The following is an 18,628-nucleotide window of genomic DNA, read 5'->3' as shown; positions in this document are numbered from 1 at the left end:
GAGGGGCCATGTCGGTCCAGGACCAAACCCTGGTGGATCTGGTGAACGAGGTGTTCCGGCTGTTCCGGACGCTGAAATCGATCTCCCATGAGCCTCAGGCCGAGAGCCCTCGCCTGGCGCATATCGGCATTCTGGGGCTTCTGGGTCAGCTGGGAGAATGCCGGGCCACGGAGCTTGCCGAACGGATCGGTGTAGGCCCGAGCGCGCTCAGCAGGCAGCTGGCTGATATGGATGAGCAGGGTCTGGTTCGACGCCGCCCTGATCCGGATGATGGTCGGGCTAGCCTGATTGCGCTCTCTGATGACGGCTCCAGGGTTCTTGGCGAGGTTCTGGCTCAGCGAGCGGGCCGGATGCGCGAACGGCTCAGCGGCTGGGACGAGGAGGAGGCGCAGCAGGCGCTGAATGCCTTGAGCAGAATGGCGGATGCATTGCGGAATCCGGCGGGTGCGCTTCCCTCCGTTACGCAGATCAACAGGGTGGCTTCATGAATCTGAATCAGTCCCTGGCCCGGCTCAATGAGTGGCGTCCCAGGGCGGAGAGCACGGTGCCGCCCTATGAGCAGCTCAAACAGTATCTGAGCCAACTGATTGACGATCATGTTCTGCCTGCGGGCACCAAACTGCCGTCAGTGCGCGCCCTGGCTGGCACCAGCGGGCTTGCCGTCAACACCGTGGCGCGAGCGATCCGTGAGCTCGAGGAAAGCGGCCTGTTGCGCACCGCTGGCCGCAACGGGACCCTGGTCAGCGGTGCAGCGGAGCAACGGCGCGATGCCGTCGCGGACGCGGCCCGGGAGTTCGCCGCCATCGCCCACAGCCAGGGGATTTCGGAAGCAGAAGCGCTCCTGATGGTCGAGGCTGCCCTGAAGAGCTAGGTCCCCAGCGCCCCGAGGGTGGAGCCCGCGAGGGATGGGCCTGAATTGTCGGTGCCGACAATTATGCTGGCTACGGAACGAAACCAATTCGAACACACTTTCGACTAGGATACAGTTGTGCCAAAAGCTACTGGAGATACCAAGACCTCCCTGTCGTCTCGCGCCGTGAGCCGCAGGTCGCCCGCCCCCACCCCGCCAGACCTCTCTCGGCTGGTGGTCAAGGGCGCGCGGGAGCACAATCTGCGCAACGTTGACCTGGATCTTCCCCGGGATTCCATGATCGTCTTCACCGGGCTCTCTGGTTCTGGTAAGTCATCGTTGGCCTTTGACACGATCTTTGCCGAGGGGCAGCGGCGCTACGTCGAATCGCTGTCCGCTTACGCCCGCCAGTTCCTGGGCCAGGTCGACAAACCGGATGTTGATTTCATCGAGGGCCTCTCGCCCGCCGTCTCGATCGATCAGAAGTCGACCTCCAAAAATCCGCGCTCGACGGTGGGCACAATCACTGAAATTTATGACTACATGCGTTTGCTGTGGGCGCGCATCGGTCAGCCGCACTGCCCCATCTGCCACGAACCGGTGACCCGGCAGACTCCGCAGCAGATTGTGGACCAGCTGCTGGATCTGCCCGAGGGTACCCGGTTCCAGGTGTTGGCTCCCGTGGTCCGCGGGCGCAAGGGCGAATTCGTGGAGCTGTTCAAGGAACTGGCTGCCAAGGGCTACGCGCGCGCCAAGGTCGATGACGAGTTGATCCAGCTCTCCGACCCGCCCACCCTGAAGAAGCAGTTCAAGCACACCATTGAGGTGGTGGTGGACCGGCTGGTGGTCCGTGAGGGCATCAATCAGCGGCTGACAGATTCGGTGGAGACCGCACTGCTGTTGGCTGAAGGGCGGGTTCTGGCTGAGTTGGTGGATGTTCCGGAGGGTGAACCCGGAAGCATCCGTTCCTTCAGTGAAAACCTGGCCTGTCCGAACGAGCATCCGCTGGCTCTCGACGAAATCGAACCGCGCTCATTCTCCTTCAACAACCCCTTTGGCGCCTGCCCTGCCTGCACCGGTATCGGTACCAAGCTGGAAGTGGATGAGGAGCTGCTGGTGCCTAATCCTGCCCTCACTCTGGCCGAGGGCGCCATTGCGCCCTGGTCGCTGGGTACGGCCACCACTGAATACTGGAACCGGCTCCTGGAGGGCCTTGGCCGGGACGTAGGCTTCGATCTGGATACTCCGTGGAAGGATCTGGGTGCGGCTGCGCAGAAGGCCGTCCTTCACGGGAAAGATCATAAAGTCACGGTGCAATACCGCAACCGCTTTGGCCGTGAACGCAAATACAGCACCGGGTTTGAGGGCGTGGTGCAGTACATCCACCGTAAACATCTCGAAACGGAATCCGATCACGCTCGGGACCGGTACGAGGAGTACATGCGGCAGATCCCGTGCCCGGAGTGCGGGGGAGCGCGCCTGAATCCGGCATCGCTGTCGGTGCTGGTGGCGGGACATTCCATTTCCTCGATTACCGCGCTGCCGATGCGGGACTGCTTTGAATTTTTCTCCTCGCTGGAGCTAAGCAGTCGGGATGCCCAGATCGCAGCCCAGGTGCTCAAGGAGATTCAGGCGCGCCTGACCTTCCTGTTGGACGTGGGCCTGGAATACCTCAATCTGGAGCGGGCCTCGGCGACGCTGTCCGGTGGAGAGGCTCAGCGCATCCGTCTGGCCACCCAGATCGGTTCCGGGCTGGTGGGTGTGCTTTACGTCCTTGATGAGCCCTCCATTGGTCTTCATCAGCGGGACAACCGTCGACTGATCGAGACACTGACCCGGTTGCGGGATCTGGGGAACACACTGATCGTGGTGGAGCACGACGAGGACACCATTCACGAAGCCGACTGGGTGGTGGATGTCGGTCCGGGGGCCGGGGAACACGGCGGTCGGGTGGTACATTCCGGACCCTTGGCGGATTTGCTGAAGAACACGGAGTCTCTTACGGGGGACTACCTCTCCGGACGGCGCAGCATTGCCGTGCCCGCCCAGCGGCGAAAGATCGACAAGAAGCGCATGCTCGCGGTGGTCGGTGCCCGGGAAAACAACCTCAGGAATGTTGATGCCTCGTTCCCCCTGGGAGTGCTGACGGCGGTTACGGGTGTCTCCGGCTCCGGGAAGTCGACGCTGGTCAACGAGATCCTGTACAAGGTGCTGGCCAATAAGCTCAATGGTGCCAAACAGGTCGCCGGCCGGCACACGCGAGTGGACGGTCTGGAACATCTGGACAAGGTCGTGCACGTTGACCAGAGTCCGATCGGGCGGACGCCACGATCCAACCCCGCCACCTATACCGGCGTCTTCGACAACATTCGCAAGCTTTTTGCGGAGACGACCGAGGCCAAGGTGCGTGGTTATCAGCCAGGTCGATTCTCCTTCAACGTCAAGGGTGGCCGGTGCGAGGCCTGCTCCGGTGACGGCACGCTGAAGATTGAGATGAACTTCCTGCCGGATGTCTATGTGCCCTGCGAGGTCTGTCACGGGGCCAGGTACAACCGGGAAACTCTGGAGGTACATTACAAGGGCAAGACCATTGCTGACGTGCTCAACATGCCCATCGACGAGGGCGCAGAGTTCTTTGCCGCCTTCACGCCCATCGCCCGGCATTTGCAGACCCTGGTGGATGTGGGCCTGGGCTATGTCCGGCTGGGCCAGCCCGCCACGACGCTCTCCGGTGGAGAAGCCCAGCGGGTCAAGCTCGCCGCAGAACTGCAGAAGCGATCCAATGGGCGCAGCGTCTACGTGCTCGATGAACCCACCACCGGTCTGCACTTTGAAGACATCCGCAAGCTGTTGCTGGTGCTTCAGGGCCTGGTGGACAAGGGGAACACGGTCATCACGATCGAGCACAACCTTGATGTGATCAAGAGTGCGGACTGGATTATCGATCTGGGTCCGGACGGCGGTTCCGGCGGTGGACAGATTATTGCCACTGGTACGCCGGAGCAGGTGGCGCGTTCCACGGAAAGCCACACCGCCGTATTCTTGCGTGAGGTGTTGTAGCCGCGAAGATATGCCGATTCAGGTATGCATGCATGGGGCAGGGCGGAACACGTGAGAAACTAGGGCGGTGAATATGACAGGCTCGGACGAGCAGTGGACCGCGAACGTCCTCTTTGACCTCGACGGGACCCTGATTGACCCGGCTGGCGGTATCACCGGGGGTATCGCATATGCGTTGGAGGGCATGGGCCTGCCGGTGCCTGAGGACGAGGTCCTTCGCCGGATGGTCGGGCCCAAGCTGGCGGAATCCCTGCTCCTCTATACCGAGGTGACCCCGGATCTGCTGGAGCCCACAATTGAGTTGTACCGGCAGTGGTACAGGGATCGAGCCATACCGATGAGCAGACCGTACCCCGGTATCGAGACTGCTCTGCAGGAGCTTCGTCGGGCCGGTTTTGGGTTGGCGGTTGCCACGCAGAAGCCGCAGGGACTGGCTCGGGTCGTGCTCGACCACCATGGTCTCTCCGGCTATTTCAGCGCGATCTGCGGCTCTGATGACCATGAGGCCCTCCTGGCGCCATCGGATGGTCAGCCTGCGAAAGCGCACATTGTGGCCGCAGCTCAACAGGCACTGGGTGCTTCCGGACCCGCCGTCATGGTGGGAGATCGCGAACATGACGTTCTGGGTGCAGCAGCCAACGGGTTGCCCACCATTGGGGTCAGCTGGGGCTTTGCGGCCCAGGGGGAGCTTCAGGATGCAGGCGCCGTCATGGTGGTCGATGACGCCGATCAACTGGTGGAGATACTGATGACCTCGGGAGTTCCAGTACAGGCAGGCTCTGCCAGGACGGTGGGTTCACGTGTTCTATGAGTCTGCGCGCAGTGCCACGCGCGGCCTGATTTCTGCAACGTGTCATCCGACCATCGTGGGTCTGGAGAACGTGCCTCAGGACGGTCCATTTATCGTGGCACCCAACCATCTGTCCTTCCTGGACAGCGTGCTGATCCAGACAATCCTGCCGCGCAAGGTCGCTTTCTTCGCCAAAGCCGAATATTTCACCACTAAAGGCATCAAGGGCCGCTTCATGAAGTCGTTTTTCACCGCGGTGGGGTCTATCCCGGTGGAGCGAGGTGAGCAAGCTGCCAGCGTCGCGGCGCTGAAGTCGCTGCTGGACCTGCTAGCGGCCGGTGACGGAGTGGGGATCTACCCGGAGGGCACTCGGTCCAGGGATGGGAAGCTCTACCGCGGCCGAACCGGTGTGGGCTGGCTGGCGCTGACCACGGGGGCCCCGGTGCTGCCGGTTGGGCTCAGGGATACGGACAAATTGCAGCCCGCGGGTCGCAATGCGATCAAACCGCAGCACTTTTCGCTGACGGTGGGCAAGCCTCTGTACTTCGAGAAAACGGGGCCGGATCATTCACTGCCGGCGCGTCGTGCTGCCACGGATCAGATCATGGATGCCATCGCCGCGATCACCGGGCAGGAACGCGTTGAACGGTACAACCAGAGCAAATCGGTATAACCCGAGCGAGCACAGGGGCGCTGGTCGTCGGCACCCCTGAGGCTGTCGGTGCCCGCAGCTAGGATGTGTGTGTGGCAGATCCAGCGAGTTACCGGCCCCAGCCCGGAGAGATTCCCACCGATCCGGGGGTTTACCGGTTCCGTGATGAATTCGGCCGGGTGATCTATGTCGGCAAGGCCAAGAATCTGCGCTCCCGGCTGAATTCGTACTTCGCCAACCCCGCCAATCTGCTGCCGAAAACCTACGCGATGGTGCACGCCGCCGCGAGTGTCCAGTGGACCATTGTGGGCAGCGAGCTGGAGGCGCTTCAGCTTGAATACACCTGGATCAAGGAATTCACGCCGCGGTACAACCTGGCCTTCCGGGACGACAAGAGCTACCCCTACCTGGCGGTCACTCTCGGCGAGGACATCCCTCGGGTCCAGGTGATGCGCGGGGAGCGCCGGAAAGGCACCCGATATTTCGGCCCCTATACCGCGGGCGCGATTCGGGAGACCGTGGACACTCTCTTGCGGGTTTTCCCGGTGCGGACCTGCAGCGCCGGCGTGCTCAAGCGTGCCCAGCAGAGCGGGCGGCCCTGTCTGCTGGGCTATATCGATAAATGTGCGGCACCCTGCGTCGGCCGGGTCTCGCTGGAGGAACATCGACAGCTGGCCGAGGAGTTCTGCGCCTTCATGGGCGGGGAGGCGGGCAGGTTCATCTCCGATTTGCAGAGCCAGATGGCGGAAGCAGCCGCCGCACAGGACTATGAGCGCGCAGCGCGCCTGCGCGATGATGTGGTCGCGCTGCGGAAGGTCTTTGAACGCAACGCCGTGGTGCTCTCTGAGGACACCAGTGCGGACGTCTTCGCGATGCATGAGGATGAGCTGGAAGCCGCCATTCAGGTGTTCTATGTCCGCTCCGGACGGATCCGGGGCCAGCGCGGCTGGGTGGTGGAGAAGGTGGAAGATTCTGAGCCAGCCGATCTTCTTGAACACCTTTTGCAGCAGGTCTATGGCGGCGAGGAGACCGGTGATGACCGGATTCCCCGGCAGGTTCTGGTGCCGCTGCTTCCCAGCAACAGCGAACAGCTGGCCACCTGGCTCAGCGGCATGCGCGGGGCCAGGGTGGAGGTCAAGGTTCCACAGCGTGGGGATAAAGCGGCGCTCCTGGAGACAGTGGCCTCCAACGCGGAGCAGGCGCTGACGCTTCATAAATCGCGTCGCGCAGGGGACATCACCCAACGTTCGCTGGCTCTGCGGGAACTGCAGGAAGCGTTGGGCCTTCCCCTGCCACTGCTGCGCATCGAGTGTTATGACATCTCGCACGTTCAGGGGACGAACGTCGTGGCCTCCATGGTGGTGGTGGAGGACGGGCTGACCAAAAAGAGCGAATATCGCCGATTTTCCATCACCGGTGCCGCTGCGCAGGACGATACCGCCTCAATGTACGACGTGATCAGTCGACGCTTCCGGCACTTCCTGGCGGAACAGGCCGAGGCGAAACAGCGGGCGCTGGCCGCTCCGGATTTCACCGTGCAGCCCGGGGAAGAACCGGTTCGCTCCAAATTCGCCTACCCACCGAATCTGCTGGTGGTCGATGGCGGTCCGCCCCAGGTGGCGGCGGCGGTGCGGGCTCTGCAGGACCTGGGAATCACCGACGTTCAGGTAGTCGGCCTGGCCAAGCGGCTCGAAGAGGTCTGGCTTCCGGACGACGAATTTCCCGTCATTCTGCCGAGAACCTCTCAGGGGCTTTACCTGCTCCAGAGGATCCGCGATGAAGCACACCGCTTTGCCATCACTTTTCACCGGAGTAAGCGGGGCAAATCGATGCTCGCATCGTTGCTCGATGACGTTCCGGGCCTGGGGGAGGCCAAACGAACCGCGCTTCTGGCGCACTTCGGCTCGGTCAAAAAACTCCGCGCTGCCTCACCCGAGGAGCTGGCCAGCGTCAGGGGAGTGGGGCCCGTCCTTGCCGAAGCGATCCACCGCACGCTGTTGGAGCAGGCGCCGGAACCAGCGGTCAATCTGAGCACGGGCGAAATCATTGAATCTTCGTTAGGCTGAGAACCGTTCTACTGACAACAAACGAACACAGATGGGCAGGGTGCCATGACGGATTCAACCCCCGTTGACGGGGCTGAAGGCGAGCTGACTCCGCTCAAACCGCAGGAATCGGAACTCCTGGTGATCACTGGCATGTCCGGTGCGGGCCGGAGCACTGCCGCGAATGCCCTGGAAGACCACGGCTGGTACGTGGTGGAGAACCTTCCGCCGCAGATGCTCGGGACCCTGGCCGACCTGGTGGCGCGCACGCCTCAGGCGCTCCCTAAACTGGCGGTCGTCGTCGACGTCCGGGGCAAGGCCTTCTTCAGCGACATCCGTGATTCGCTGAACACGCTCGCCGCTTCCGGAGTGGCCTACCGGGTTCTGTTCCTGGATGCCAGCGATGAAGCGCTGGTCCGTCGGTTCGAACAGGGGCGACGTCCCCATCCGCTCCAGGGCGACGGACGCATTCTGGACGGCATCGCCGCGGAGCGGGAGTTGGTGGCGCCACTGCGCGATTCGGCGGACATGGTGCTCGATTCCTCACACCTCAATGTCCATGAACTGGCCACGCAGGTCAACGAGCTGTTCTCTGAATCCGGCCCCGTGGTGCTCCGGCTGACGGTGATGAGCTTCGGTTTCAAATACGGGTTGCCTGCGGATGCGAACTATGTGGCAGATGTCCGGTTCCTGCCCAATCCGCACTGGGTGCCGCAGTTGCGCCCGCATACCGGTCTGGATCGGGATGTCAGCGATTTCGTGCTCATCGATAACGGAGCCAACGAGTTTGTCCGGCGGTACGTCCACGCCCTTGAGCCCGTGCTCGAAGGGTACCGGCGGGAGAACAAACACTATGCGACGCTGGCCGTCGGCTGCACGGGCGGAAAACACCGCTCCGTGGCGGTTGCGGTGGAGCTGGCCAAGCGGCTGGCCCAGCTTCCGCGGGTGAGCGTGAGCACCCGGCATCGTGACCTGGGTCGTGAATAAGTGGGAGTGCTGACCGGGCCGCTACCGCTGATCCCGGCCTCCACACCGCATGCTGGGGGGGAGGACCTACGGGTGGTCGCGCTTGGAGGCGGGCATGGCCTCTCCGCCTCGCTGGCAGCCCTCCGACTGGTAACGAAGGAGCTCACGGCGATCGTGACGGTCGCCGATGATGGCGGTTCCTCGGGGCGGTTGCGCGGAGAGCTGGGTGTCCTGCCGCCCGGGGACCTCCGGATGGCGTTGTCCGCGCTCTGTGACGACACCGACTGGGGACGCACCTGGCGTGACGTCATGCAGCATCGCTTTCATGCCAAGCCGGGTAAGAGCACCACCCTGGAAAATCACGCCCTCGGCAATCTGCTCATTGTGACCCTCTGGGAACTGTTGGGCGACACCGTCGCTGGCTTGCGCTGGGCTGGCGCGTTGCTGGGTGCACGTGGTCAGGTGCTGCCGATGTCCAGCGTTCCACTGACCATTCGGGGCCGGGGCAGGATCCAGGCTGAGGATGGCTCATCCACCCTGCAGGTCATCACCGGGCAGGCGGCTCTGGCGACCGCCGGCGTGGTGGAGGACGTCACGCTTATCCCCGAAAACGCGCCCGCTTGCACCGAGGCCCTCGACGCCATCGAGCTGGCTGACTGGGTGGTTCTTGGCCCGGGTTCCTGGTACACCTCGGTCCTGCCGCACTTATTGTTGCCGGAACTTCGCCAGGCGTTGTGCACCACGGCTGCCAAACGGTGCCTGGCCATGAATCTGGACGTCAATGACAAAGAAGCCGAAGGCATGAGCGCCGCTGATCATCTGCGGGTGATTGCCCGGTACGCCCCGGAGTTCGGGGTGGACGTGGTGCTTGCCGATCCCACGAGCGTCGGGGATCTGGAGGAATTCAGCCAGGCTGCGGCAGCCCTGGGTGCCGAGGTCGTGCTGAGCCGGGTGCGGGTCAACAATCGGCAGGCGGTGCATGACCCTCTCAGGCTGGCCGCAGCATTTCACGATATCTTTGCCTAGATAACATTTGGATATCGCCACGGCCGAAAGGCAAGCACCGCATCCGGTCAGTGGCGAGTCCGTGGTGGACGCGGGGTCGGCGGTCGGAGAACAGTCCGGCTGCCGGGTATGCCTGCGGTGAATCTAGGTTCTGGGGAACCACAGGAAGCGAGTACGTAGATGGCATTGACGGCAGCAGTCAAGGAGGAGCTCTCGCGACTGGACGCGAAGAAGTCCTCTGTCCGGAAGGCGGAAGTGTCCGCCATGCTGCGCTTTGCCGGCGGTCTGCATATCATCTCGGGCCGCATCGTGATTGAAGCTGAGGTGGATCTGGCCGCGACAGCCCGCCGCCTTCGTCAGGCTATCGGCGAGCTCTTCGGGCACCAGAGCGAAATCATCGTGGTCTCCGGCGGCGGGCTTCGCCGGGGCAACCGCTATGTGGTGCGCGTGGTGCGCGAGGGTGAGGCACTGGCCCGGCAGACCGGGCTGCTGGACAGCCGGGGGCGCCCCGTGCGCGGGCTGCCTTCGGTGGTGGTCAACGGCTCCGCTGCCGAGGCCGAGGCCGTCTGGCGCGGCGCGTTTCTGGCGCACGGTTCGCTCACCGAACCCGGGCGATCCTCGGCGCTGGAGGTGACCTGCCCCGGTGCAGAGGCAGCCCTAGCCCTGGTCGGGGCGGCACGTCGACTGGGCATCACCGCCAAGGCGCGTGAGGTGCGCGGCATCGATCGAGTGGTGATTCGCGATGGCGACACGATTGCGGCGCTGCTGACTCGGATGGGCGCACACGAGACCCTGCTGGTCTGGGAAGAACGACGCATGCGCAAGGAGGTCCGTGCCACGGCCAACCGCCTGGCGAACTTCGACGACGCCAACCTGCGGCGCTCCGCTCAGGCCGCCGTTGCCGCGGGGGCACGGGTGGACCGTGCCCTGGAGATCCTGGGCGATGACGTCCCGGACCACCTGAAATATGCCGGAGAACTGCGGGTGGCCCATAAGCAGGCCAGCCTGGATGAGCTGGGCCGGCTGGCTGAGCCGCCGATGACCAAGGACGCCATTGCCGGCAGGATCCGCAGACTGCTCGCCATGGCTGACAAACGCGCCCAGGAGTTGGGCATTCCCAGTACCGAGGCAAATGTGACACTCGAGATGCTTGAGGAATAGCCTGAGAGAAGCGGCGAGCGTGGTTCATCATCGCCGCTTATGATGATCGCGATATGCGGAAATAGATCATAAAAATATAGCGTTATTGCGAGGGGGCCCTGAACTACTGGTCTCCGCCACCGTCTGAACAAGTCATCAGCACGTCATCACAAGGAGGAATCGTGACCTACACGCAGTACACCCTTCCGGAGCTTCCCTACGACTATGCGGCTCTGGAGCCGTACATCTCCGCCCGGATTATGGAGTTGCATCACGACAAGCACCATGCGGCTTATGTGGCCGGTGCCAACCAGGCGCTGGCTCAGCTGGAAGAGGCCCGCGAAAAGAACGACTTCGCGACCATCAACCAGCTCTCGAAGAACCTGGCCTTCCACACGGGCGGTCACGCCAACCACTCGGTGTTCTGGAACAACCTCTCCCCGGACGGTGGCGACAAGCCCGAGGGTGAGCTGGCTGCCGCCATCGATGACGCTTTCGGTTCCTTTGACACCTTCCGCGCTCAGTTCACTGCCGCTGCCATGGGCCTGCAGGGCTCCGGCTGGGCCTTCCTGGCCTACGAGCCCATCGGCGGCAATCTGGTCATCGAGCAGCTCTACGATCAGCAGGGGAACATTGCGGTGGGCACCACTCCGCTGCTCATGCTCGACATGTGGGAGCACGCCTTCTACCTGGACTACGTCAATGTGAAGGCCGACTACGTCAAGGCCTTCTGGAACATTGTGAACTGGGCTGACGTCGCCAAGCGCTTTGAGGCTGCACATCAGGGTGCTCACGGGCTGATCATTCTCTGATCCCGGATCTTCTGTCCTCCGGCGCAAGCCTGACGGTTCACCCCAGCACTGAGAATGGCGGACATGCCTGTAAGGGATGTCACAAAACCGTTCGAAGTGCGAGACGTTTGCTCCCGCATTTGCGGGGGCAAACGTCGTTAACCGTAAGATGGATCACGGAGTCTTCCGGGCGCTCGGCGCCCTGAGCCGACTCCACCCGGCAAGTCGTTCTGCCCAAAGTCGTGCGAGAACCGTTATCTCAACAGTCCTACCAACCGTTGACCTGGATCGTGCCCGTTCGGGCTCGATGTCAAGAGCACCAAGGAGATACCACCGTGACCACAAAGATCGGCATCAACGGCTTCGGCCGCATCGGCCGCAACTACTTCCGCGCCGCTCTCGCGCAGGGCGCCGACCTGGAGATCGTGGCGGTCAATGACCTCACGGATAACAAGACCCTTGCCCACCTGCTGAAGTACGACTCCGTTGGTGGAGTTCTGGATGCCGATATCAGCTACGACGACGACAGCATCACGGTCAACGGCAAGAAAATCAAGGCTTTCGCTGAGCGGGATCCCGCAAACCTTCCCTGGGGCGAGCTCGGCGTGGACATCGTCATCGAGTCCACGGGCTTCTTCACCAAGGCTGACCTTGCCAAGAAGCACCTCGAGGCCGGCGCGAAGAAGGTTCTTATCTCTGCACCTGGCACCGGCGTTGACGGCACCTTCGTCATGGGCGTGAACGAGGACACGTACAACCCGGAGACGGACCACATCATCTCCAACGCCTCCTGCACGACCAACTGCCTCGCACCGCTGGCTCAGGTGTTCAACGACGCGTTCGGCATCGAGCGCGGTTTCATGATGACGGCGCACGCCTACACTGCAGACCAGAACCTGCAGGACGGCCCGCACGGCGACCTGCGTCGCGCCCGCGCTGCGGCGATCAACATCACTCCGGCTTCGACCGGTGCCGCCAAGGCGATCGGTGAGGTGCTCCCGGAGCTCCAGGGCAAGCTTTCCGGCTCGTCGTACCGGGTTCCGGTACCCACGGGCTCGATTGTCGACCTGACGCTGATCTCCGACCGCGACGACCTCACGGTTGAAGAGGTCAACGAGGCGTACAAGAAGGCAGCTGCCGAGGGGCGCCTGGCTGGCTACCTCCAGTACAACGCGGACCAGATCGTCTCAAGCGACATCGTGCATAACCCGCACTCCTCGATCTTTGACTCGACTCTGACCAATGTCAGTGGCAACCTGGTCAAGGTCTCCAGCTGGTACGACAACGAGTGGGGCTACTCCAACCGCCTCGTTGACCTCACCGAGCTCGTCGCCTCGAAGCTCTAGGCCACGGCATGACTCTTCACACCCTCAACGAGCTCATCGATGAAGGTGTCCGCGGGCGGTACGTTCTGGTTCGAAGTGACCTGAACGTGCCGCTCGACGGCTCTCTAGTCACCGATGATGGGCGTATCCGGGCTTCTCTGCCTGTCATCGCAGCGCTGGCTGAGGCCGGTGCACGGGTTCTGGTGAGTGCTCACCTGGGCCGTCCCCAGGGCGCTCCGGAGGAGAAGTACTCTCTGGCCCCGGCAGTGACCCGGATGGCAGAGCTGGCCCCGGCGCTGACCATCAGCCTGGCGCCGGACACCACCGGCCCGGGAGCGCAGGCTGCTGCGGCTGCGCTTGCCGACGGTTCCGTCCTGGTTCTGGAGAACGTGCGTTTTGACGCCCGGGAGACCAGCAAGGACGATGCCGAACGCCAGCAGTTCGCGGCGGAGCTCGCCGCCCTCACCGGCGAGCATGGTGCTTATGTGGATGATGCCTTTGGTGCCGTGCACCGCAAGCACGCCAGTGTCTACGACATCGCGCGGATTCTGCCTTCCTACCAGGGCGATCTGGTGCGTGCGGAGCTCACGGTGCTGGAGAAGCTGACCACGGATACTGAGCGCCCCTATGTGGTGGTGCTCGGTGGCTCCAAGGTCTCGGACAAGCTTGCCGTGATCGAGAACCTGATCGGCAAGGCGGACACCATTTTGGTCGGTGGCGGCATGCTGTTCACCTTCCTGGCTGCTCAGGGCTACGCAGTGGGGTCCAGCCTGCTGGAGGCGGATCAGATTGACACCGTCAAGGACTACCTGGCCCGTGCCTCAGCCGCTGGCACCGAATTCGTGCTGCCCACTGACGTCGTGGTGGCCGAGCGGTTTGCACCGGATGCCGCCCACGAGCTGGTCAGCGCCGAGGCGATCGAAGGCAGCTCCTTCGGTTCTGCTGGCATCGGCCTGGATATCGGACCGGCCACCGCTGCAGCCTTCGCGGACCGCATCACCGCCGCTCGGACGGTGTTCTGGAACGGCCCGATGGGAGTCTTCGAATTCGAGGCCTTCTCCGCTGGTACCCGGGCGGTGGCCCAGGCACTGGCTGAGGCCAGCGCGGCTGGTGCCCTGACCGTCGTCGGCGGTGGCGATTCTGCTGCCGCCGTGCGCAGTCTGGGCTTTGCTGAGGATTCCTTCGGGCATATCTCCACCGGTGGTGGCGCCAGCCTGGAGTTCCTGGAAGGCAAGGAACTCCCCGGACTGGTGGCACTGGACCGCTAAGTACCCTTCGGCGTCAGAGGCCGCCCATCATCCCAGAAAGGTGATGGGCGGCCTCTGCCGTTGCTATGACTGCTGCGCTGCACCATGAACGAAGGATGCCGGGCGGAGAGAGGCAAGTCATCTTCGGTCCGTGAGGAGCGAGCCACTAAGATGAAACGGTGACGACATCGACAAACGGTACCTTCGACCGCACCCCGCTCATTGCCGGCAATTGGAAGATGAACATGGACCACGTCCAGGGCATCACCCTTCTGCAGAAGCTGGCCTGGACGCTTTCTGATGCAAAGCATGACTTCCAGCGCGTCGAGGTGGTGGTGTTCCCGCCCTTCACCGATCTGCGCGGCGTCCAGACCCTGGTCCAGGGCGACCAGCTCAAAGTGCTCTATGGCGCACAGGATCTCTCCGATCAGGATTCCGGCGCCTACACCGGTGACATCTCCGGGGCCTTCCTGGCCAAGCTGGGCTGCCGCTATGTGCTGGTGGGCCACAGTGAGCGTCGCACGATTCACGGCGAGAGCGATGAACTGCTCAATCGGAAGCTTCTGGCCGCCTACCGTCATGGTCTGACCCCGATGCTGTGCGTGGGTGAGGGGCTGGAGATCCGTCAGGCAGGCACCCATGTGGAGCACACCTTGGCGCAGGTCCGGGCGGATGTCGCCGGTCTCAGCGAGGAGCAGGCTGCGGAACTGGTCATCGCCTACGAGCCGGTCTGGGCCATTGGCACCGGCGAGGTAGCGGGTCCCGAGGATGCTCAGGAAATGTGTGCCGCGATTCGTGCGGAACTTCAAGAGCTCTTCGGAGGGTCCGTAGCCGCGCGGGTTCGGCTGCTCTACGGCGGTTCGGTCAAGGCCAACAATGTGGCGTCCATTCTGCGGGAACGCGATGTGGATGGCGTTCTGGTTGGTGGCGCCAGCCTGGATGCGGCAGAATTTGCTAATATTGTCAGGTTCGAGTCGCATCTGGTCACCGACTGACTCGTTGAGTGTTTCTGGTTTCACCCACTGATCGGCCACTGACCTGTGGTCACCCGCGGAAGGGTTCCCGTGCAAGTTTTGACTATCGTCCTGCAGATCCTGTTGGGCATTACGTCCCTGCTGTTGACGCTGCTCATCCTGCTGCACAAAGGCCGGGGTGGCGGTCTTTCCGATATGTTCGGTGGCGGCATGTCCTCTTCGCTGGGTTCCTCCGGTGTGGCAGAGAAGAACCTCAACCGGTTCACCGTGGTGCTGGGCCTGACCTGGGGCGTGGTGATCGTGGCCCTCGGCCTGGTGATCAAGTTCTCCTCAGCCTCCTGACCCGGTCCGCGCTGAACGACTGACTTTAAACCCAACGGGCGGGGCCTCCACCATCTGGTGGAGGCCCCGCCCTTTGATGCAGTGGTTTTGTGCAGTGGAGGTACCCTCAGCGGGATCCGTTAAGCATCAGCTTCTCAGGAACCTTGGCCGCGGCATCCTGATCGATCAGCCACAGCGTCTTGACCTGTCCTGCCGGGCCGGCAGCCGGAACCTGAACGGGGTTGGCACCAGCCAACGCCAGGCCGACGGCTCCGGCCTTATCGCTGCCCGCCACGACCATCCAGACCTCCTGGGCCGAGTTGATCGCGGGAAGCGTCAGTGAAATCCGGCCGCTCGGCGGCTTCGGAGAGTTCTCCACGCCCACCACGAGCTTGTCGCGAACCCGGATTCCCGCCATCTCCGGAAACAGCGAGGCGATATGCGCATCCGGTCCGATACCCAGCAGCAGCACGTCAAACCGGGGGAGGGCCCGCCAGACCAACGCCGTGGTGTCCAGATCCTCGCCGTCGTCGTCCATGGAGTGCTCACGTGCAGCCGCCCCTGCCAACTCGCGGGAGTAGGCCTCGGCCGATGCGGCAGCGTCCGGGAAGAGATCCGAGCCGCCCATCACATGGACGCGTTCCGGATCAACTCCGATGTGGGAAAGCAGTGCCTCGCGGGCCTGGACGGCGTTTGAGTCAGGGCTGTCGCTGGGGACAAACCGCTCATCTCCCCACCAGAAGTTCACCTTTGACCAGTCCACCGCAGCACAGGCCGGGGAATTCACCACAGCCTTGAGGGTGGCGATGCCGACGGTGCCCCCGGTCAGGACGACCGTCGCCTCACCACGCTCATTCTGGGTGTCCAGCAGCTTGGTGATCAGGCGGGCCGCCGTCGTGGCAGCCAGTACCTCAAAGCTGGGATGGATGTTGATCCGCACGCTCATAATTCAGTCCCCTTCCCGGACGGACACGCTTGCTAGTTCGCCGTGGGTCGCGGTGGCCAGCAGCTCCGGCAGACCTTCGGTGATCACCTCGCCGAAGACCTCATCAGGATCCAGTCGTCGCAACTCCTCCGAGAGACAGTCTTGCAGCGAACGACGGGGGAGAGAAATGTGTTGCACGGGCTGCCCCGGTTGCGTCAGAGTCGCCTCCAGAACACCCGGGCGGTACAGCTCCACCGAGCCGCTGGCCCGCTCCAGAATCACACGGCGGATGCCGGTCCCCGCGGGATCTTCGAGCACCGTGGTGGGTACCTGCAGGGCGCGCTGCAGCCAGGCCGCCAGAAGCAGGGTGGACGGGGAGTCGCTCGCACCTTCGACAAACAGCCCGGTCACCGGCTCATTGTCCAACTGATCGAACGCCGCTGCCAGCTGAATACGCCAGTTGGTCAGGCGCGTCCAGGCCAGGTCGGTGTCACCGGCGGAATAGGTCTGGCCGAGATGTTCCAGCGCGGCCCGGGGGTTGGCCTCATTGGCTGAGTCCGTGATCCTGCGGTGAGCGATGCGCCCGATCGAGGTCTGTGCTGCATCCTCCGGCACACCATGAGGCCACCAGGCCACCACCGGGGCGTCGGGCAGCAACAGGGCGGAGACGAGGGACTCGCTCTGCCGGGAGAGCTCACCATAGCCGTAGAGCACCACGACCTCCGAGGCTCCGGCATCCCCGCCCACCCGGATCTGGGCGTCCAGATGAGTCTGCTCGTCCTCCTCACCCTCAGCCAGCACAATGATCCGGCAGGGGTGTTCGCGGCTGGCCAGGTTGGCGGCCTCGATGGCCTCCTCCTCGTAGCCCTTTTTGGTCAGGACCACCAGGGTCAGTACGCGGCCCAGGGCGACGACGCCGCCCTGCTCCCGCATGGCCTGGATCTCCTTGGAGACCTTGGAGGTGGTGGTATTCGGTAGCTCGACAATCATGGCCTTCTCCAGCTTCGTCCATCCCGTGCCAGGAGTTCATCGGCCGAGGCTGGGCCCCAACTGCCCGGGGCATATGGCTCCGGCCGGGCATCCTCAGTGGCCCAGAACTCCTCGAAGGGATCCAAAATCTTCCACGACAGCTCCACTTCCTGATGCCGGGGAAACAACGGGGGCTCACCCAGCAGGACGTCGAGAATCAGTCGCTCATAGGCTTCAGGGCTGCTCTCGGTGAAGGCGTGGCCGTAGCCGAAGTCCATCGTCACATCCCGCACCTCCATCTGGGTGCCAGGGACCTTGGAGCCGAAACGGATGGTCACGCCCTCGTCAGGCTGTACCCGGATCACCACGGCGTTCTGGCCGAACTCATCGCCGCTGTAGTCGGTGAAGAGGAGATTGGGTGCCTTTTTGAAGACGACGGCGATCTCCGTGACGCGACGCCCCAGACGTTTGCCGGTGCGCAGATAGAACGGCACGCCAGCCCAGCGCCGGGTGTTGATGTCGAGCCGGATTGCTGCGTAGGTCTCGGTGTTGGAATCGGCCGGAATACCGTCCTCATCCAGGTAGCCGAGAACCTCCTCGCCACCTTGCCAACCACCGGTGAACTGCCCGCGGGCCGAGTGTTGCGACAGGTCCTTCGGCAGCTTGACAGCCGCCAGAACCTTCTCCTTTTCGGCACGCAGATCTTCTGCATTGAAGGAGATGGGCTCCTCCATCGCGGTGAGCGCCAGCAACTGGAGCAGGTGATTCTGGATCACGTCGCGGGCAGCACCCACGCCGTCGTAGTAGCCTGCACGGCCACCGGTGCCGATGTCCTCCGCCATGGTGATCTGCACGTGATCAACATAATTGGCGTTCCAGATCGGTTCAAAGAGCTGATTGGCAAAGCGCAGCGCCAACAGGTTCTGCACCGTTTCCTTGCCCAGATAGTGATCGATCCGGAACACCGAATCGGGCGGAAAGACGGATTCGACCACATTATTGAGCTCACGGGCGGATTCCAGATCATGCCCGAAAGGCTTCTCGATGACCACCCGTCGCCAAGCTCCCGGCGTGGACTGTGCCAGTCCGTGCGCCGAGAGCTGGCGGCAGACGAGTTCGAAGGCCTTCGGTGGGATCGAGAGGTAGAACGCATGGTTCCCCCGCGTGCCGCGCTCGGCATCCAGGGCCTCCAGGGTGCGCTTGAGCTCCTCGAACGCGGCATCGTCGTCAAATTCGCCCTGGACAAAACGGATGCCCTCGGCCAGCTGGTTCCAGACCGTTTCGTCGAAAGGGGTCCGGGAATACGCCTGGACGGACTCCTTGACCTCCTGCGCGAAGTCCTCGTTCTCCCACTGGCGCCGGGCGAAACCGACGAGCGCGAAACTCGGCGGGAGCAGACCCCGGTTAGCCAGATCGTAGACGGCTGGCATGAGTTTTTTTCGCGCGAGATCGCCGGTGACACCGAAGATGACCAACGACGAAGGCCCGGCGACACGGGATAGTCTGCGATCCCGTGGGTCACGCAAGGGGTTTGCGTGTCGCACAGAAGACTTCAGAGTGTCAGGCAT

At 63.2% G+C, this 18,628-nt stretch carries 17 protein-coding genes; 14 read left to right on the top strand and 3 right to left on the bottom strand.

Annotation, left to right across the window (positions count from 1 at the left end; translation table 11 throughout):
- Window positions 1-8: 8 nt before the first annotated feature.
- The 14 genes from QQM37_RS03220 to secG all read left to right on the top strand — a co-directional run bounded on the left by QQM37_RS03220 (window position 9) and on the right by secG (window position 15,187).
- On the top strand, window positions 9-488 hold the full coding sequence (locus QQM37_RS03220) for a MarR family winged helix-turn-helix transcriptional regulator (protein WP_285724946.1): 480 nt from the start codon (window positions 9-11) through the stop codon (window positions 486-488).
- Window positions 485-871, top strand: coding sequence for a GntR family transcriptional regulator (locus tag QQM37_RS03215; protein ID WP_285724944.1), 387 nt, complete (start codon window positions 485-487; stop codon window positions 869-871). The genes QQM37_RS03220 and QQM37_RS03215 overlap by 4 nt, the downstream gene beginning before the upstream one ends.
- A 165-nt stretch (window positions 872-1,036) precedes the next feature.
- On the top strand, window positions 1,037-3,910 hold the full coding sequence (gene uvrA / locus QQM37_RS03210) for an excinuclease ABC subunit UvrA (RefSeq protein ID WP_285724942.1): 2,874 nt from the start codon (window positions 1,037-1,039) through the stop codon (window positions 3,908-3,910).
- Window positions 3,911-3,983: 73 nt separating this feature from the next.
- The gene (locus tag QQM37_RS03205) at window positions 3,984-4,721 is read left to right on the top strand and encodes an HAD hydrolase-like protein (protein WP_285725412.1); all 738 of its coding nucleotides are present in this window, start codon (window positions 3,984-3,986) and stop codon (window positions 4,719-4,721) included.
- Window positions 4,711-5,373, top strand: a complete 663-nt coding sequence (locus tag QQM37_RS03200; protein ID WP_285724940.1) for a lysophospholipid acyltransferase family protein — start codon at window positions 4,711-4,713, stop codon at window positions 5,371-5,373. Before QQM37_RS03205 ends, QQM37_RS03200 begins: the two co-directional genes overlap by 11 nt.
- Before the next feature lie 71 nt (window positions 5,374-5,444).
- A complete protein-coding gene (gene uvrC, locus QQM37_RS03195) occupies window positions 5,445-7,418 on the top strand; it encodes an excinuclease ABC subunit UvrC (protein ID WP_285724937.1) in 1,974 nt (657 codons plus the stop codon).
- Window positions 7,419-7,463: 45 nt separating this feature from the next.
- A complete protein-coding gene (rapZ, locus tag QQM37_RS03190) occupies window positions 7,464-8,384 on the top strand; it encodes an RNase adapter RapZ (protein ID WP_285724935.1) in 921 nt (306 codons plus the stop codon).
- On the top strand, window positions 8,385-9,389 hold the full coding sequence (locus QQM37_RS03185; RefSeq protein ID WP_285724933.1) for a gluconeogenesis factor YvcK family protein: 1,005 nt from the start codon (window positions 8,385-8,387) through the stop codon (window positions 9,387-9,389). It begins immediately after the preceding gene.
- A 159-nt stretch (window positions 9,390-9,548) separates the two neighbouring features.
- Window positions 9,549-10,529: a DNA-binding protein WhiA gene (whiA, locus tag QQM37_RS03180; protein ID WP_285724931.1), complete on the top strand. Its 981-nt coding sequence runs from the start codon at window positions 9,549-9,551 to the stop codon at window positions 10,527-10,529.
- Window positions 10,530-10,690: 161 nt separating this feature from the next.
- The gene (locus tag QQM37_RS03175; RefSeq protein ID WP_285724929.1) at window positions 10,691-11,320 is read left to right on the top strand and encodes a superoxide dismutase; all 630 of its coding nucleotides are present in this window, start codon (window positions 10,691-10,693) and stop codon (window positions 11,318-11,320) included.
- Window positions 11,321-11,634: 314 nt separating this feature from the next.
- Window positions 11,635-12,645 carry a type I glyceraldehyde-3-phosphate dehydrogenase gene (gene gap / locus QQM37_RS03170; protein WP_285724927.1) on the top strand — a complete coding sequence of 337 codons (1,011 nt, stop codon included), beginning with the start codon at window positions 11,635-11,637 and terminating at the stop codon, window positions 12,643-12,645.
- Between the two features lie 8 nt (window positions 12,646-12,653).
- The gene (locus tag QQM37_RS03165; protein WP_285724925.1) at window positions 12,654-13,892 is read left to right on the top strand and encodes a phosphoglycerate kinase; all 1,239 of its coding nucleotides are present in this window, start codon (window positions 12,654-12,656) and stop codon (window positions 13,890-13,892) included.
- A gap of 158 nt (window positions 13,893-14,050) precedes the next feature.
- Entirely contained in the window at window positions 14,051-14,866 is an 816-nt protein-coding gene (gene tpiA, locus QQM37_RS03160) for a triose-phosphate isomerase (RefSeq protein WP_285724923.1), read from the top strand.
- Between the two features lie 69 nt (window positions 14,867-14,935).
- Window positions 14,936-15,187 (top strand): preprotein translocase subunit SecG, encoded by a 252-nt coding sequence (gene secG / locus QQM37_RS03155; protein ID WP_285724921.1) that lies wholly within the window; start codon window positions 14,936-14,938, stop codon window positions 15,185-15,187.
- Between the two features lie 106 nt (window positions 15,188-15,293).
- On the opposite strand, the gene pgl is transcribed toward secG, so the two are convergent.
- The 3 genes from pgl to zwf are packed head-to-tail and all read right to left on the bottom strand — an operon-like array spanning window position 15,294 to window position 18,628.
- Complete coding sequence (pgl, locus tag QQM37_RS03150) at window positions 15,294-16,112, bottom strand: 6-phosphogluconolactonase (RefSeq protein ID WP_285724919.1); 819 nt, start codon at window positions 16,110-16,112, stop codon at window positions 15,294-15,296.
- Window positions 16,113-16,115: 3 nt separating this feature from the next.
- A complete protein-coding gene (locus QQM37_RS03145) occupies window positions 16,116-17,081 on the bottom strand; it encodes a glucose-6-phosphate dehydrogenase assembly protein OpcA (protein ID WP_285724917.1) in 966 nt (321 codons plus the stop codon).
- On the bottom strand, window positions 17,078-18,628 hold the full coding sequence (gene zwf / locus QQM37_RS03140; protein WP_285724915.1) for a glucose-6-phosphate dehydrogenase: 1,551 nt from the start codon (window positions 18,626-18,628) through the stop codon (window positions 17,078-17,080). The genes QQM37_RS03145 and zwf overlap by 4 nt, the downstream gene beginning before the upstream one ends.

Origin of the sequence: Psychromicrobium xiongbiense, assembly GCF_030271165.1 — a bacterium.
Classification (GTDB): domain Bacteria; phylum Actinomycetota; class Actinomycetes; order Actinomycetales; family Micrococcaceae; genus Renibacterium; species Renibacterium xiongbiense.
Note: the sequence above shows the minus strand (reverse complement) of the source record. Positions and strands in the feature narration are given on the sequence as shown.

Bases quoted from the DNA above. Each gene is read 5' to 3' on its own strand.
- QQM37_RS03220 (WP_285724946.1), top strand. From the start codon at position 9: ATGTCGGTCCAGGACCAAACCCTGGTGGATCTGGTGAACGAGGTGTTC.
- QQM37_RS03215 (WP_285724944.1), top strand. From the start codon at position 485: ATGAATCTGAATCAGTCCCTGGCCCGGCTCAATGAGTGGCGTCCCAGG.
- QQM37_RS03205 (WP_285725412.1), top strand. From the start codon at position 3,984: ATGACAGGCTCGGACGAGCAGTGGACCGCGAACGTCCTCTTTGACCTC.
- rapZ (WP_285724935.1), top strand. From the start codon at position 7,464: ATGACGGATTCAACCCCCGTTGACGGGGCTGAAGGCGAGCTGACTCCG.
- whiA (WP_285724931.1), top strand. From the start codon at position 9,549: ATGGCATTGACGGCAGCAGTCAAGGAGGAGCTCTCGCGACTGGACGCG.
- QQM37_RS03165 (WP_285724925.1), top strand. From the start codon at position 12,654: ATGACTCTTCACACCCTCAACGAGCTCATCGATGAAGGTGTCCGCGGG.
- pgl (WP_285724919.1), bottom strand. From the start codon at position 16,112: ATGAGCGTGCGGATCAACATCCATCCCAGCTTTGAGGTACTGGCTGCC.
- QQM37_RS03145 (WP_285724917.1), bottom strand. From the start codon at position 17,081: ATGATTGTCGAGCTACCGAATACCACCACCTCCAAGGTCTCCAAGGAG.
- zwf (WP_285724915.1), bottom strand. From the start codon at position 18,628: ATGCCTGACACTCTGAAGTCTTCTGTGCGACACGCAAACCCCTTGCGT.